The 14,757-nt window shown below is 64.5% G+C and carries 16 protein-coding genes; 7 read left to right on the plus strand and 9 right to left on the minus strand.

Translation table 11 applies throughout. The annotated features are described in order from the left end of the window. The 7 genes from AC1RT2_RS14835 (at position 1) to AC1RT2_RS14865 (ending at position 6,888) form a co-directional block, all read left to right on the plus strand. Entirely contained in the window at positions 1 to 924 is a 924-nt protein-coding gene (locus AC1RT2_RS14835) for a nucleoside hydrolase (RefSeq protein ID WP_493103499.1), read from the plus strand. Then, the gene (locus AC1RT2_RS14840) at positions 921 to 2,711 is read left to right on the plus strand and encodes an adenine deaminase (RefSeq protein WP_493102980.1); all 1,791 of its coding nucleotides are present in this window, start codon (positions 921 to 923) and stop codon (positions 2,709 to 2,711) included. The genes AC1RT2_RS14835 and AC1RT2_RS14840 overlap by 4 nt, the downstream gene beginning before the upstream one ends. 2 nt (positions 2,712 to 2,713) lie before the next feature. Beyond that, on the plus strand, positions 2,714 to 3,604 hold the full coding sequence (locus AC1RT2_RS14845) for a DMT family transporter (RefSeq protein ID WP_493102982.1): 891 nt from the start codon (positions 2,714 to 2,716) through the stop codon (positions 3,602 to 3,604). Positions 3,605 to 3,622: 18 nt separating this feature from the next. Further along, complete coding sequence (locus AC1RT2_RS14850; protein ID WP_493102984.1) at positions 3,623 to 4,918, plus strand: amidohydrolase; 1,296 nt, start codon at positions 3,623 to 3,625, stop codon at positions 4,916 to 4,918. Positions 4,919 to 5,047: 129 nt separating this feature from the next. Continuing rightward, a complete protein-coding gene (locus AC1RT2_RS14855) occupies positions 5,048 to 5,422 on the plus strand; it encodes a CidA/LrgA family protein (protein ID WP_069062222.1) in 375 nt (124 codons plus the stop codon). Beyond that, positions 5,415 to 6,113, plus strand: coding sequence for an LrgB family protein (locus AC1RT2_RS14860; protein ID WP_493102986.1), 699 nt, complete (start codon positions 5,415 to 5,417; stop codon positions 6,111 to 6,113). Before AC1RT2_RS14855 ends, AC1RT2_RS14860 begins: the two co-directional genes overlap by 8 nt. A gap of 106 nt (positions 6,114 to 6,219) precedes the next feature. Continuing rightward, positions 6,220 to 6,888: a glutathione S-transferase family protein gene (locus AC1RT2_RS14865; RefSeq protein WP_493102988.1), complete on the plus strand. Its 669-nt coding sequence runs from the start codon at positions 6,220 to 6,222 to the stop codon at positions 6,886 to 6,888. 33 nt (positions 6,889 to 6,921) lie between these two features. Here the strand turns inward: AC1RT2_RS14865 and AC1RT2_RS14870 are convergent, their stop codons facing one another. The 9 genes from AC1RT2_RS14870 to nirK all read right to left on the minus strand — a co-directional run bounded on the left by AC1RT2_RS14870 (position 6,922) and on the right by nirK (position 14,744). After that, a complete protein-coding gene (locus tag AC1RT2_RS14870) occupies positions 6,922 to 7,629 on the minus strand; it encodes a cytochrome c3 family protein (RefSeq protein ID WP_493102990.1) in 708 nt (235 codons plus the stop codon). After that, on the minus strand, positions 7,629 to 8,120 hold the full coding sequence (locus AC1RT2_RS14875; protein WP_493102992.1) for a nitrate reductase cytochrome c-type subunit: 492 nt from the start codon (positions 8,118 to 8,120) through the stop codon (positions 7,629 to 7,631). The genes AC1RT2_RS14870 and AC1RT2_RS14875 overlap by 1 nt, the downstream gene beginning before the upstream one ends. After that, complete coding sequence (gene napA, locus AC1RT2_RS14880; protein ID WP_493102994.1) at positions 8,090 to 10,594, minus strand: periplasmic nitrate reductase subunit alpha; 2,505 nt, start codon at positions 10,592 to 10,594, stop codon at positions 8,090 to 8,092. The genes AC1RT2_RS14875 and napA overlap by 31 nt, the downstream gene beginning before the upstream one ends. Then, positions 10,569 to 10,853: a chaperone NapD gene (locus tag AC1RT2_RS14885; protein WP_493102996.1), complete on the minus strand. Its 285-nt coding sequence runs from the start codon at positions 10,851 to 10,853 to the stop codon at positions 10,569 to 10,571. Before AC1RT2_RS14885 ends, napA begins: the two co-directional genes overlap by 26 nt. Continuing rightward, on the minus strand, positions 10,846 to 11,346 hold the full coding sequence (gene napF, locus AC1RT2_RS14890) for a ferredoxin-type protein NapF (RefSeq protein WP_493102998.1): 501 nt from the start codon (positions 11,344 to 11,346) through the stop codon (positions 10,846 to 10,848). Before napF ends, AC1RT2_RS14885 begins: the two co-directional genes overlap by 8 nt. Positions 11,347 to 11,356: 10 nt before the next feature. Beyond that, entirely contained in the window at positions 11,357 to 11,536 is a 180-nt protein-coding gene (napE, locus tag AC1RT2_RS14895; RefSeq protein ID WP_069063659.1) for a periplasmic nitrate reductase, NapE protein, read from the minus strand. Positions 11,537 to 11,805: 269 nt separating this feature from the next. Beyond that, the gene (locus AC1RT2_RS14900) at positions 11,806 to 12,501 is read right to left on the minus strand and encodes a Crp/Fnr family transcriptional regulator (RefSeq protein WP_493103000.1); all 696 of its coding nucleotides are present in this window, start codon (positions 12,499 to 12,501) and stop codon (positions 11,806 to 11,808) included. Positions 12,502 to 12,576: 75 nt separating this feature from the next. Next, positions 12,577 to 13,491: an SUMF1/EgtB/PvdO family nonheme iron enzyme gene (locus tag AC1RT2_RS14905; RefSeq protein ID WP_493103501.1), complete on the minus strand. Its 915-nt coding sequence runs from the start codon at positions 13,489 to 13,491 to the stop codon at positions 12,577 to 12,579. A gap of 110 nt (positions 13,492 to 13,601) precedes the next feature. Next, on the minus strand, positions 13,602 to 14,744 hold the full coding sequence (gene nirK / locus AC1RT2_RS14910) for a copper-containing nitrite reductase (RefSeq protein ID WP_493103002.1): 1,143 nt from the start codon (positions 14,742 to 14,744) through the stop codon (positions 13,602 to 13,604). Positions 14,745 to 14,757 lie beyond the last annotated feature (13 nt).

Here is a 14,757-nt window from a genome sequence, read left to right on the forward strand (position 1 = left end):
ATGGGTGTGTGGATCGACACCGACATGGGCTTCGACGACATCGCCGCCATCCTGGCGGTGGCACGGGGCGCCGAGCCGATCGACGGCATCTCGCTGGTCTTCGGCAATTCCGGCTTCCGCCAGGTGCGGCAGAACGCAGCCTCGGCCGCCGTTGCCTTCGGCTGGACCTTTCCGATCCATAACGGCCGTGCCCTGCCGGTGCTCGGCCGGCTCGAAACCGCGGAAAACATCCTGAGCGAAGCCGGCATGCTGACCGCCGGCCGCAGCCTGCCGCTGGCGCCCTTGCTGCCGGAAAGCGACGCCTTCAGCGCCCTCTGCCAATGGCTTGAGGCTGCGACAAAGCCATGCCGCATCCTCGCTCTCGGCCCGCTGACCAACATCGCGGCCCTGGCGCTGGCCCGGCCGGATCTCGCAAAAAAGATCGCCGACCTCACCTGGATGGGCGGCGGCGTCACCGCCGGCAACCACACGGCCTCGGCCGAATTCAATGCCTTCGCCGATCCGGAGGCGCTGGCGATCGTGCTCGCCCATGGCTTGCCGCTGCGCATGGTCGATCTCGACCTCTGCCGCAAGGTCGTCGCCTTTCCGGACGACACTACGCCCGTTCGCGATGCGGGCGGCAGGAATGCAGCACTTCTCGCCGACCTCTTCGCCGGCTACATTTCCATTGGAACCAGCCGCGGCCGGCCCGGCATGGCGGTCTACGATCCCTGCGCCGCCGTCGCCTTCGTGTGCCCGCAGGCCGTGACCTTCACCGACGCGCGCATCGACGTGGAACTGTCTGGTCTGCTGACGCGCGGCCGCACGGTGGTCGACATGCGCGCACCGCAGGAGAAACGCAATGCCGTCTTCGCCTCCGACATCGATGTCACGACTGCCCGCAGCCTCATTCTCAGCGCGCTGACCGACGAGGCGCGACAATGACCGGCAAGACCGATACCCGCGATCTCGACGACGAAACCCTGCGTGAAGCCGCCGTTGCGGCCGCGCGCGGAGACCGCCCCTTCGACATGCTGATCCGCGGTGGAACGCTGATCGACATGGTGACCGGCGAGCGCCGCGCCGCCGATATCGGCCTCGTCGGCCCACTGATCGCCAGCGTGCACCCGCAGGATGCCCGTCTCGACGCCCGCGAGACGATCGACGCCAGCGGCCTGATCCTCGCGCCCGGCCTCATCGACACGCACATGCATGTCGAGAGCTCGATGATCACCCCGGCCGCCTATGCCGCTGCCACCCTGCCGCGCGGCGTGACGACGCTCGTCTGGGACCCGCATGAACTGGGCAATGTGCATGGCATAACCGGCATCGACTGGGCGGCCGAGGCCGCGCGCGCGCTGCCGCAGCGCCATGTGTTGCTCGCCCCCTCCTGCGTGCCCTCCGCGCCAGGCCTGGAAGTCGCCGGCGCCGATTTTTCCGCCGAGACCATCGCGGCGCTGCTCGCCCGGCCGGACATCGGTGGTATCGCCGAGGTCATGGACATGCGCGCCGTCATCGAAGGCCGCGCGCGGATGAGCGCCATTCTTGACGCCGGCCGCCACGCGGGAAAGCCGATCCATGGCCACGCCCGCAGCCTCGCGGGGCCGGAGCTTCAGGCCTTCATTGCTGCCGGCATCAGCTCCGACCACGAGATCGTCTCCGGCGAGGACCTGCTCTCAAAACTGCGCGCCGGTCTCACCATCGAGCTGCGCGGCTCGCATGATCACCTGCTGCCCGAATGCGTCGCCGCCCTCAACACGCTGCCGCAGTTGCCCCAGACGCTGACGCTCTGCACCGACGATGTTTTCCCGGACGATCTTTTCGAGGCCGGCGGTCTCGACGACGTGGTGCGCCGTCTCGTCCGCTACGGAATGACGCCCGAACGGGCCCTGCAGGCCGCAACGTTCAACGCCGCACGGCGGATCGGGCGCAGCGACCTCGGCCTTATCGCCCCCGGCCGCCGCGCCGACATCGTGCTCTTCGAGGATCTCACGGAGTTCCGGGCGAAACTGGTCTTGAGCAGCGGCCGGATCGTTGCGCAGGACGGCGCGCTCATCGAACCCGCCCAGGAAATCGACGCGGCACCGCTGCAGGGCTCCATGCATCTCGCCCTGCTACGCGAAGAGGATTTCCGCATTCCGTGTGCGGGAACCGAGGCAACCGTCGCCCTCATCGCCAAGCCCCGCTTCACCGAATGGGCCGAGGCGGTCGCGATCGTTTCGGACGGCTTCATCGTCCCGCCCGAAGGCACGGCGCTGATTGCGGTTGCGCATCGGCACGGGCGGGCGGATGCGCGCCCGCGCGTCGGCCTGCTCTCCGGCTGGGGAACATGGCGCGGGGCGCTTGCGACCACCGTCTCGCACGACAGCCACAATCTCACCGTCTTCGGCGGCAATCCGGGCGACATGGCCGCCGCCGCCAACGCACTGATCGAAGCGGGCGGCGGTATGGCCGTTGCAGCGGATGGCAAGGTGCTTGCCGTGCTCGAACTGCCGCTTTCGGGCCTTCTTTCCGATGCACCGCTCGAGGACGTCGCGCGCGCCTTCGCCGCCGTGCGAACCGCGGCGGACAGCCTCGTCGACTGGCAGCCACCCTACCTGGTGTTCAAGGCCGTCTTCGGCGCAACGCTCGCCTGCAATGCCGGCCCCCACCAGACCGACCGCGGCATCGCTGACGGCACGACCGGCGCCCTGTTGGAAACGCCGATCCTCAGCGTAAGGCATGGGGTGTGAGCGTGCCCGCCACAGCCGCCCCCATGCGCAACGACCTGCTCCTTCCCGCGATCTTCGTGCCGCTTTGGTCGAGCGGCTTCGTGCTTGCACGGCTCGTTGCGCCGCATGCCGAGCCCCTCACCTTCCTTGCCGTGCGCTTTGCGCTGGCGCTGCTGGCACTTGCCGCCATCGCGCTCTGGAAGGGCGCCGCCTGGCCCGGTACGGCGCGGGAATGGGGGCAGGCTTTGCTTGCCGGCGTCCTGATCCACGGCCTCTATCTCGGTGGGGTCTTCTGGTCCGTGGCCAATGGCCTTCCGACGGCGATCTCGGCGCTGATGGCCGGCATGCAGCCGCTGCTCGTGACACTCCTTGCCGGCCGGGTGCTCGGAGAGCGCATGTCGCGGCGCGGTGCCATCGGCATTCTCGTCGGGGCCTTCGGCACGCTCGTTACGCTGGCGCCGAAACTCGGCGCAACGGAGGCTGGCGGCATTCCGCTCATCCCGCTCGCGATCTGCCTTGGCGGCGTTCTGTCCCTTACGCTCGGATCGATCTTCGTGAAGCGCACGGCGATTGCCGCCGATCCGCTCACCAACACGGCCGTGCAATATGTCGGCGCCCTCGTGCCGACGGCGCTCGTCCTGCCTTTCGTCGGCGGACCGGCCTTCGACATCACGGCGCTGCCGCTGTGGATCGGCCTTGCCTGGTCGGTTTTCGGCATGTCGCTCGGCGCGGTCCTGCTGCTCCTGCACATGATCCGGAAGGGTGCTCTGTCGAAAGTGTCCTCGCTCTTCTTCCTCGTGCCCGGCGTCTCGGCCCTGATGGCCTGGATCGGCTTTGGCGAAAGCCTCACCGTGATGCAGATCGCCGGCCTCTCCATCGCGACGGTTGGCGTTTCGCTCGCCAGCCGCGGCTAACCCAGATAGAGAATGCCCATGACCCTTGCCGAGATGATCGCCGCCAGCAATGCGCCCGCCGTGCTCGTTCGCCGCGACCTGCACCGCTACCCGGAAACGGCTTTCCTGGAATACCGCACGGCCTCGCGCATCGCCGCCTATCTCGATCACCTGGGCTTTGCCGTACGAACCGGCCGCGAAGTCATGGACGCCGAGATCGTCATCGACCCGCCGTCATGCGAACAGGTTGAAGACGCCAAGCGCCTGGCGCTCGCCGCGGGCGGCGATGCGGCATGGATGGAGCGCATGCCGGACGGCCTGACCGGCATCGTCGCCGACTATCGCTTTGGAGACGGCCCCACCGTCGCCTTCCGTTTCGACATGGACGCCCTGCCGGTCAGCGAAACCGAGGCGGAAGCCCATCGGCCGAATGCCGAGGATTATCGCTCGCTCTTTGCCGGCCGCATGCATGCCTGCGGCCATGACGGCCATGTCGGTATCGGCCTCGCCCTTGCCCGGCGGCTCGCGCAGGAAAAGGGCCTCGTCGGAACCCTTCGCCTGATCTTCCAGCCGGCCGAGGAAAGTGCCCGCGGCGCGGCACCTATGGTCGCAGGCGGGGCGGTCGAGGGCGTGGATCATCTGTTCGTCGGCCATCTCGGCTGCCTGCTGCCCTCCGGCAAGATCGCCGCGAGCGCTGTCGGCTTCCTCTTCTCCAGCCGTTTCGCCGTCACCTTCCGCGGGGCCGTCGCGCATGCGGCGATGGGTCCCCAGGAGGGCCGCAACGCGCTCCTCGCCGGCGCATCGGCAGCGCTCGGGCTGCACGGCATTTCCCGTTTTTCCGGTGCGGAAACGTTCGTCAATGTCGGCGTGCTGCGCGCCGGCACCGCCTTCAACATCATCGCCGATACCTGCGAGATGCTCGTGGAGGTGCGCGCCAACAGCCACGCCGCTCACGATTATATGGTCGAACGGCTCCATGCGGTGATTGAAGGCGCCGCCGCCATGCATCAATGCGCGGTCGACACCGTGCGCAAGAGCCACATGCCCGGCAACGAAAACAGCCCGGAGGCCGTGGCCCTCATTGCGGACGTCTCGACCGGCCTGCCCGGCGTCACCGAGGTCCTGCCGGAATGGTCGATCGGCGGCGGCGATGACGCCTGCCTGATGATCCGTCGCGTGCGCGAAACCGGCGGCACCGCCGCCTACTGCATCATCGGCAGCGACATCCCCGCCGTGCACCACGCCGCCGATTTCGACATCGATGAAAACGCCCTCGAAACCGGCGTCGCGCTGTTTGCCGGCGTCGCACAACGGCTCCTTCGGCCCCGCGGGTGAGCCCTTGGCGAACAGATTTTGAACCGCTCTTGCTCTGCCTCTGGATGAGACGCGCATAGGCCCCTACCGTCTGGCTGACGCGCTTGCTGAGTCGCATCGGCAAAGCCCTTAGCCAGACAGGAGCCAGGCATGCTTATCGGGATTACAGTTCTTCTCGTCTTTCAGTTGATCGGCGAGGTTACCGCCTATTTTCTGAACGGATATGTGCCGGGACCCGTCATCGGCATGGCAATGGCCGCCGTGGCCCTCACCCTCACCGGTGGCGTCAAAATCCTGCGGCCGGCCCATCAGCAGACCATCGACACATCCAAGGTGGTGCTTGCCAATCTCGGCATCCTCTTCGTACCGGCAGGGGTCGGGATCATCCAGCATCTCGATCTCATCCGTAACAGCGGCTTTGAACTCCTCGCCATCGTCATCCTCTCCACAGTCATCACGCTCACCGTCACGGTCTGGGTTTTCATCCTGGTGAAGAGGCTTTCCGGAGGCTACGCCAATGACTGAAGGGCTCTGGGTCTATCTTGCGACGTCGCCCCTCCTCTGGCTCGTCACGACGCTCGTCGTCTGGCTGGCCGCCACTGCCATAGCCGGCCTCAGCCCCGGCAATCCGCTGCTCAACCCGATCATGCTGTCGATCGGCGTCATCGTCGCCATTCTCTGCATCGTCGGGATCGACTACGACGCCTACTTCAAGGGCGCGCAGTTCATCCATTTCCTGCTCGGGCCGGCCACCGTGGCGCTCGGCATCCCGCTCTACGAGAAACTTTCGCTCGTGAAGAGCAACCTCGTTCCCATGCTCTGCGCCCTCGTCGTCGGCAGCCTCACGGCCGTCGGGTCGACGGTGTTCCTGAGCCAGCTGTTCGGCTTCTCGCCCGATGTCGTCGCCTCGCTCGCGCCGAAATCCACGACGGCGGCCGTTGCCATGGCCATTTCCTCCGGCCTGAGCGGCGATCCGGCGCTGACCGCAGCCGTAGTCGTCCTCACCGGCATTTGCGGTGCGATCGTCGTGACGCCGATGATGAACGCCATGCGCATCAAGGACTTCAGCGCCCGCGGTTTTGCGGTTGGCCTTGCCTCGCACGGCATCGGCACGGCGCGCGCCTATTCAGTCGATCCGGTCGCGGGGTTGTTTTCGGGGATCGCCATGGGGTTCAATGCGGTTCTGACATCCCTCATCGTCCATATCTTCCTTTGACTACCGGCGTCACAAAGGGAAGCGATTGTCGATTTTTCTGCGCGGATGTCGGCGAGCGCATCCTTCATTCGTCCTTGAAGACGACAGATAGGGAGGATCACATCGTATGAAATTGTATTTCAGCCGCAATCCCAATCCACGCTTGGCCGTCGCCGTTGCGCGCTTTCTCCATGCGGAGGTCGCCTTCGAGTTTGCGACGCCCCGGGCGTCCGGCCAGGCGGCCCGCTACCTGCCGCTCAACCCGAACCTGCTGCTGCCGATACTGGAGCTTCCCAATCGATCGCTTTGGGAAAGCGACGCGATCGCCTGCTGGTTCTCCCGCAATGCCGGCTCCAACTTCTGGCGGACGGACGATGACGAACCGGATATGATCCGCTGGATCAGCTGGGGCAAGGACAACTTCGTCAAGGCTTGCGACATGGTGCATTGGGAGCGCGGCACCAAGCAGCGATATGGTATCGGCCCCTGCGACGACCAACTGGTCGATGAAGGCCTGCGGGAGTTTCGCAAGGCGGCCGCCATCCTTGAGAATGCACTGTCGGATCGCCTCTGGCTGGTCGGAGACACCATCTCCTTTGCCGATTTTCGCATGGGGACGTTTTTGCCGTTCAACGATGCCGCGCGGCTGCCGATCGATGATTATCCCGCGATACGACGCTGGTCAGAGCAGCTTGAAAAGCTCGACGCGTGGCGTGAACCGTTCAAGGGCCTCGCCGCCCCCGATCTGCCGCCGCTTCCGGTCGAAAGCGCGGTCGGCGCAAACAGCCCGCAGTAATTGCGTGGCCAAGGCCTGTGACAGGGGTGCGTCTTAGAACCCCGTTGTGCCATGCGCGCTGGCAACGGCCTCGCGAAGGTCGCCGATCGCATCGTTCGATGCGGCGGGCAACTCCTTGCCTTCGAGTTCCCTCGGCATCTTCCAGCCGGGCTCGACCCCTTCCATGTTCGGAAGCTCATGCGCAATGCCCTTGTGGCAGTCGATACAGGTCGCCTTGCCGGGCAAGAGGTACTTCGAATGGATGTCGGCGGCGCGCTGGGTTTGTTTGGTGAAGTCCATCGCGACGGCGGAATGGCAGTTGCGGCATTCCAGGCTGTCGTTTGCCTTCAGGCGCGACCATTCGTGCTTCGCCAGCTCGAGCCGGTGGTTCAGGAATTTTTCGCGCGTGTTGATCGTGCCGAAAATTTTTCCCCAGACCTCCTTCGACGCTTGCATCTTGCGGGCGATCTTGTCGGTCCATTCGTGCGGCACATGGCAATCCGGGCAGGAGGCACGCACGCCGGAGCGGTTGGTGAAGTGCACCGTTCTCGTCAGCTCCTGGTAGACGTTGTCCTTCATCTCGTGACACGAGGTGCAGAACTTTTCGGTGTTTGTCAGCTCGAGCGCCGTGTTGAAGGCGCCCCAGAACATCACGCCGCCAACGAAACCGCCGAGCGTCAGGAAGGCGAGGCTGAGCGTCGCCGCAGGCGTCGTCAGCATCGTCCAGACCCAAGCTACAATTGCCTTGATGCGCGCCACCATCACTCGCTTCCCGCCCCGGTGACACCGAGTTCGCTCATATCCTTGAACGTGTTGCCGACGAGCGGCTTCTTGTCGGCCTGCGGCACATGACAGGCGGTGCAGAAGTAGCGGCGCGGCGAGACGTCGGCGAGCATCTGGCCCTCGCGCGTCATGTAGTGGGTGATGCTGATCATCGGCGCGCCGGCATCCTGCGAGAACTCGCGTTTGTGGCAGGAAAGACAGCGGTTGGCGTTGACCGAGAGCTGGTAGCCGTCGATCGAATGCGGAATGATCGGTGGCTGTTCGGGATAGGCGCGCATGCGCCTTATGTCGTCGACGATCCACTTCGGCAGCGGATCGGCCGGTAGCGTCTGCATCGCGTCGCCCTGAGGACCGGACAGCTGCGGAACCATCTGCGCCATGGCGCTTGTGACGATAACGGCTGCGCTGAGCGCAGCCAGGACCCATCCTTTGCCGAGGGTCAGACGGCCGGTTCGATCTTGACTGCGCATTTTTTGAAATCCGTCTGTTTCGAGATGGGATCGGTGGCGTCGAGCGTGACCTTGTTGATGAGCTGGCTGGCATCGAACCACGGCACGAAGATCACGCCCGGTGGTACGCGGTTGCGGCCGCGCGTTTCGACGCGCGAACGGATTTCGCCGCGCCGCGAGATGATGCGGATCTCCGATCCCTGGTTGAAGCCGCGCTTGCGGGCATCGTCCGCATTCATGAAACAAAGCGCACCCGGGAAGGCCTTGAACAACTCGGGAACGCGCATGGTCATGGAACCGGAGTGCCAATGCTCCAGCACACGGCCGGTGACGAGCCAGGTGTCGAACTCGGCGTCCGGCGATTCCGCCGGCGGCTCGTAGGGCACGGCGATGATCGCCGCCCTGCCGTCTGCGTTGCCGTAGAATTTCACCCCTTCACCGGGCTTCACATAGGGATCGTAGCCCTCGCGGTAGCGCCAGAGCGTTTCCTTGCCGTCGACCACCGGCCAGCGCAGGCCACGCACCTCGTGATAGGTGTCGTAGGGCGCCAGATCATGGCCATGGCCGCGGCCGAAGGTGGCATATTCCTCGAACAACCCCTTCTGCAGGTAGAAGCCGAAATGCTGCGCCTCGTTGTTGGCGTGCTCGGGCTTGACCTCGCTGATCGGGAACTTTGCCACGTCGCTTTCGGCAAACAGCACCTGGTAGAGCGTCTTGCCCTTGTAGTCGGGATTGGCAGCAAGCAGCTCCGCCGGCCAGACCTCGTCCGTGGTGAAGCGCTTGGAAAACTCCACCATCTGCCAGAGGTCGGAGCGCGCCTCGCCCGGCGCCTGCACGAGCTGGTGCCAGACGTGGGTGCGCCGCTCGGCGTTGCCGTAGGCCCCCTCCTTCTCCACCCACATGGCGGCCGGCAGGATGAGGTCCGCGCTCATCGCCGTAATCGTCGGATAGGGGTCCGAGACGACGATGAAGTTTTCCGGATTGCGATAGCCCTGGTAGGTCTCGTTCGACGTGTTCGGCGCGGCCTGCACGTTGTTGTTGACCTGCACCCAGTAGAAATTGAGTTTGCCATCCTTCAGCATGCGATCCTGCTGGACCGCGTGGTAACCCGGCTTTTCCGGGATGATGCCGTGCGGAATGCGCCAGATCTCCTCCGCATGCTTGCGGTGCTCAGGATTGGTCACCGTCATGTCGGCCGGCAGACGATGGGCAAAGGTGCCGACCTCGCGCGCCGTGCCGCAGGCGGACGGCTGGCCGGTCAGCGAAAACGGGCTGTTGCCGGGCTCGGAGATTTTTCCGGTCAGGAGGTGGAGGTTGTAGACCATCTGGTTTGCCCAGACACCGCGCACATGCTGGTTGAAGCCCATGGTCCAGAGCGACATGACCTTGCGGTTCGGGTCGGCGTAAAGCTCGGCGAGCTGCTTGAGGAAACCGGCTTCGACGCCGGTCATCTCCACGGCCTTTTCCAATGTGTATTCGGAAACGAAAGCCTTGAACGCCTCGAAGTCGATCGCCTCGGTCTTGCCGGGATCGGCGGAGTTGGCGGCATTGACCTCGACCGGATTGTCGGGCCGCAGCCCATAGCCGATATCCGTGACGCCGCGCACGAACTTCGTGTGGTTGCGCACGAAATCCTCGTTCACCCGGCCGGTCTGGATGATGTGATTGGCGATGTAGTTCAGGATCACTAGGTCAGTGCCCGGCTTGAAGACCATGGGGATATCGGCGAGGTCCATGCTGCGGTGGGTGAAGGTGGAGAGCACCGCGACCCGCACATGCTCGTTGCCGAGCCGCCGGTCGGCGATGCGCGTCCACAGGATCGGGTGCATCTCCGCCATGTTCGAGCCCCACAGCACGAAGGCGTCGGCATGTTCGAAATCGTCGTAGCAGCCCATCGGCTCGTCCATGCCGAAGGTTCGCATGAAGGCGTAGGCAGCGGACGCCATGCAATGGCGGGCATTCGGATCGAGATTGTTCGAGCGGAAGCCTGCGCGCATCAGCTTGGTCGCGGCATAGCCCTCGAAGATCGTCCATTGGCCGGAACCAAACATGCCGACGGCCGTCGGCCCCTTCTCCTTCAGCACCTTCTTGCACTGCTCGGCCATCACGTCGAAGGCCTCTTCCCAGGTGACGGGCTCGAACTCGCCGTCCTTGGCGTAGACACCGTTTCGCTTGCGCAGCAGCGGCGCCGTCAGGCGGTCCGCGCCATACATGATCTTCGACAGGAAGTAGCCCTTGATACAGTTGAGGCCGCGATTGACCTCCGCCTGCATGTCGCCATGCGTGGCGACGACCTTGCCCTCCTTGACGCCCACCATCACGCCGCAGCCCGTGCCGCAGAACCGGCAGGGCGCCTTGTCCCACTTGATTTCCAGTGCACTCACCCCGCCCGGCACGGGCTGGGCGGCGACCGGCAGTGCTATGCCGGCCGCCGCCGCAGCGACGCCCGCCGCCTGGGCCTTCAGGATGTCACGCCGCGTCAGTTCGCTGCCCATGCACCTCTTCCTCTTCCATCTCGACATGTTCGAAAACCATGTTTGCCGCGATCACGCCGTCGAGAAGGGAGATGCGCATCAGCGTATCCCCGAGCACGCCGGTCGACGGCCCCTCGATGACGATGACGATCTTGCCCTTGTCCGCGCCGTGCACCTCGACATTGTCAAAATCGACAAGCGCGGCGTGCACTCCGTCGAGGCAACCGGGCTTGGAAAGAATGACCGCGCTGGAAATGTGATGGCGCCGCGTCTCAGGCATAGGCGGCCTCCGTGCTCAACGGCGCGGTTGTCACCGCACCGACGGGACAGATTGCAATGCAGGCGCCGCAGCCGGTACAGGCTTCGGCCAGCAACTCCGGCACGAAAGGCCCGCCGCGCACCGGGCGAAAGCGGATCGCCGCGGTGGGACAGGCGTCCCGACAGGCCTGGCAGTCGACACGCTGGAATGGCAGGCATGCGTCCGAGATGGCAACGATGTGATCGAAGCGGCTGGCCGCCTCGACGAAAACCGGCTCGGGACAGCTTGCAGCGCAGGCGCCGCAGAATGTGCATTCACCAACCGTGAAGTCGAGTGCCGGCAGTCCATCCACGAGGCTGATGATCTTTGCAGGACAGTGCTCGACGCAGGCGCCGCAGCCGGTGCAGGCCGCAAGTGTTGCATCTTCAACCCCCGGCGGTCGGATGCGGATGCTGGCGTCCTGCCTGCCACCCCTCAGGAAATCCCGTCTCGACAACGCCCCCTGCCGCTCCATGGCCACGCCCCTAATGGACAGGGGGGCCGGGCGGCCCGTAGATAATTTGAAGCATCCAGACGAAGAAGCCGTATCCGCCGACGACGCCGACGGCGACAATGGGCCAGATACCAAAAGCCAGAACGAGGAAGGTAATCAGCTCGCGTCGCCGGCTGGGTTTCGGCGTCTGGGGCGGCAGATGCTCTGTCAAGGCTTCGGACAAGGCTGGCTTCCTCCGACGACTAGATCGCAGGCCGGATAGTAGCATCGCCACGACAGAAAGAAAGTATAATATACTATACTTTTGCACTCATAATATTATTTGCGAAATATCAATTCTCGTTATATCTAACAAAATATAGCGCTTGAAAGAACTCTATTATAAATATTTACTAAAACTGCAAGAAACAACAGTACAGACCAAGCCTGCTTTAGAACCTGCGCATCTTGCAGGCCATGGAAATTCGCCGATGCGCCATCTCAATCCCGTACCCCGTCTGCCAGCGCGGAAAGGCCGGCGATGTCGCAGATTAAAAGCTTCTGTCGTCCACCCTCGACGAGGCCGCGCGATTCCCAGGCACTCAGGATGCGCGAGACGGTGTGCAGTGTCGTACCGGTCATTTCGGCTATGTCCTGGCGCGAGATCGGAAAGTCGATGCGGATGCCACCGCCTTCCTTGCGCCCCGCCTGCTGGGACAGTCGCAGCACGGCGTGCGCCACCCGGCGCTCCACTTCCTGCGTAGACATTTCGCGAATCCGAGTATGCGCCTCTTCCAGCCGCTGGCCGATCGTCTGCATGGCGCTGACGGCAAGACGCGGGTTCTGCTCGACGAAGTGCGGCCAGAGATCGGTCGGCCAGCCGAGGATCACGCTTTCCGTCGCCGCGCGCGCGGTGCCGGGATAGTCGGAACGCTGGAGCGCCTTGGCAAAGCCGAAGAGGTCACCGGGATGCACGACGCGCACGATGATCTGCTGGCCGTCCTCCGTGACCTGCGTCACTTTCAGCCGGCCGTGCAGCAGGAGAAAGAAACTTGCCGCCTGCTGGCCCTGCTCGAAGACGGCATCGCCCTGCGCCACGCGCCGCGCTGCCGCGTGGGCAAGCAGTCTGTCGAGGTCCTCGTCGCTCATCTTGTCGAACAGGGCGAGCGAGCGAACGACGGTCCGGTCGATTTTCACAATCAATTTCCTCTCGCGTGAAAGCTACCGGCTTCTATCACGCCACCCCGGCCCCCGAAAGTTTGCGCCGAGCGGTCAGAGTGGAAATCCCCTGTCCCTGAGGGCCACGAACAAGGGTGCGTACCACCGCGTATCCTTGACGAGCCGGAAGCCGACATTGTCCGGCGGCACGCCCACCGCACAGCCGCCCCCCTTGGGGTTGCGCACGAACGAACTCAGCGCCGCCCGATGCTTGCCGCTCGCAACATAAATGCCGCAGGACGACACGTCGTTCACCACCCAGCCGCCCTTGTCCAGGTTGACACGGCGGTTGCAGGTCGTGGTCCACTCCCAGATATTGCCGGCGAAATCGGCAAGGCCGTGCTCATTCTCCCCGAAGCGACCGAGCGGTTGCGGTACCGGATCGCGCGAGGCCTTGCGCGCCGCCTCGCGGCGATAGTCCGCCAGCCAGCGGTCTGCGGGATTGGTGCTGTCTATATCGACGCCCAGCGCGTCGTCGGGAAAACGCGAGCCGGCAGCAAAAGCAAGATCCCGATCAGTCGGCAGCGTCCAGACTTCGCCGGTGCGCGCAGTCAGCCATCCGGCATAGGCGATGGTGTCGTCATAACTGACGCCGGTCACCGGCGTATCGGCGGGATCAGCCGGCACGAAGCCGGGCTCGGCGGGTGCACAGGCATCATCGGCGACGCACCGCGCATAGTCGGCGGCGGTGACCTGATATTTCATGATGGTGAGCGGTCGGCGTACCGCCACGGTTTTCACCGGACCATCGACGGCAAAGCCGTTGCGGAAGAATTCGCCACCGTCACGATACTGGAAGCTGCGCGGCGCAATCTCCACCGTCCGCGGTTCGTCGAGCATAGAGCCATCCGGACCGGGGGCGACGAGATTGACCTTAATCGCCAACACGCCCGCCAGCGCGGCGAACAGGAGAGCGGGAAGAGCAAGCGACGCCCACGACGGGCCGGGTCTCGATGTTACCGTAGCGATGACGGCCTCCTCGCGCCTTGCCCGGACGATGCGTTGACGGCCGGGCAAGGCGCCGGTTTGAGAGCGGACGCGCCCGCCGCAGGGCGGGGCGCGTCGGTATCGTGCGAGCGTCAGACGCCGCTCGGAGGCATGACCGAGGTCATCAGGTCGTCGTTCCATTCACCGGTAACCACGAAGTGGCCGGCAGCCCCCAGCTCGAAGGCTTCGATCAGGTTGTGGTTGACATAGGCGTAGATGCCGGGCTGTTCGAAAGTATAGAAGGCAGCGCCTGCCGTGCCGCCCGGAATGAACCAGGTTTCCTGGTCGACATCCGGCATATTGTGAAACTTGCCAGTCGCCCAGACATAGTCGCCATGCCCGCCGATGAGGTGCGGACGGGTGTCGCGGTTGGCCTGCGAATGCACGATCAGCACTTTCTCGCCCACCTTGGCCTTCAGCGCATTGTCGCCGGTCAGCGCGCCGACGGCGCCGTTGAAGACGATATGGCTCGGGGTTAGCGTGCGCATGACCTCCAGCGTGTCGGCATAGGCCTCGCCGACGCTGGGATATTTCTTGTAGTTTCCCTGTGCGTCACGCGGCACGTAAAAATCCTGCTCCCCGACATAGTAGACGTGGTCATAGGTCAGCTCCTTGCCGTGCCCATCGGTCAGGCCTTCGCGCGGCAGCACCATGATCGCACCGTTCATGCCCGAGGTGACGTGCCACGGCACCATGCCGGGAGGTGCACAGTGGTAGACGAAGACGCCCGCCTTGGTGGCCTTGAAGCGCAGTACCGTTCGCTCACCGGGATTGACCACGGTCAGCGCACCGCCACCAAGCGCACCCGTCGCCGAATGGAAATCGATATTGTGCTGCAGCTCATTGGTATCGGGGTTGATCAGCGTCAGTTCGACATAGTCGCCCTGGTGCACGACCATCAGCGGGCCGGGAACCGAACCGTTGAAGGTCATGGCGTGCACTTCCGTGCCCTTGTCGTCGAGGATCATCTTCTTCTCCTCGATCGTCATGGTGAATTCGTAGACCTTCGGTCCGCCCTCGGCTTTCTGGCTATGGGTGTGCACGAAGGGCGGCTTTACCAGTTCGATCTTCACCCTTTCGAGCTTGGCGACGTCAGCTGCGGTCGCGACCGCATTGGTCTCGATGGCGTCGCCTTCCGCTCGCGCCATCGATGCCGCAATGATCGGCGTCAGGACGCCGGCAAAGGCGGCTCCGCCGAGAATGGTGCGGCGTGTCATCTGAAACTGCTCGGTCATTGCTGTTCTCCTT

Source organism: Shinella sp. GW821-FHT11G07, assembly GCF_058808115.1.

Coding starts and splice junctions, on each gene's coding strand:
- AC1RT2_RS14885 (WP_493102996.1), bottom strand. CDS start 10,853: ATGCCTGAGACGCGGCGCCATCACATTTCCAGCGCGGTCATTCTTTCC.
- AC1RT2_RS14850 (WP_493102984.1), top strand. CDS start 3,623: ATGACCCTTGCCGAGATGATCGCCGCCAGCAATGCGCCCGCCGTGCTC.
- nirK (WP_493103002.1), bottom strand. CDS start 14,744: ATGACCGAGCAGTTTCAGATGACACGCCGCACCATTCTCGGCGGAGCC.
- AC1RT2_RS14835 (WP_493103499.1), top strand. CDS start 1: ATGGGTGTGTGGATCGACACCGACATGGGCTTCGACGACATCGCCGCC.
- AC1RT2_RS14870 (WP_493102990.1), bottom strand. CDS start 7,629: ATGGTGGCGCGCATCAAGGCAATTGTAGCTTGGGTCTGGACGATGCTG.
- AC1RT2_RS14840 (WP_493102980.1), top strand. CDS start 921: ATGACCGGCAAGACCGATACCCGCGATCTCGACGACGAAACCCTGCGT.
- napF (WP_493102998.1), bottom strand. CDS start 11,346: ATGGAGCGGCAGGGGGCGTTGTCGAGACGGGATTTCCTGAGGGGTGGC.
- AC1RT2_RS14865 (WP_493102988.1), top strand. CDS start 6,220: ATGAAATTGTATTTCAGCCGCAATCCCAATCCACGCTTGGCCGTCGCC.
- napA (WP_493102994.1), bottom strand. CDS start 10,594: ATGGGCAGCGAACTGACGCGGCGTGACATCCTGAAGGCCCAGGCGGCG.
- AC1RT2_RS14860 (WP_493102986.1), top strand. CDS start 5,415: ATGACTGAAGGGCTCTGGGTCTATCTTGCGACGTCGCCCCTCCTCTGG.
- AC1RT2_RS14855 (WP_069062222.1), top strand. CDS start 5,048: ATGCTTATCGGGATTACAGTTCTTCTCGTCTTTCAGTTGATCGGCGAG.
- AC1RT2_RS14875 (WP_493102992.1), bottom strand. CDS start 8,120: ATGCGCAGTCAAGATCGAACCGGCCGTCTGACCCTCGGCAAAGGATGG.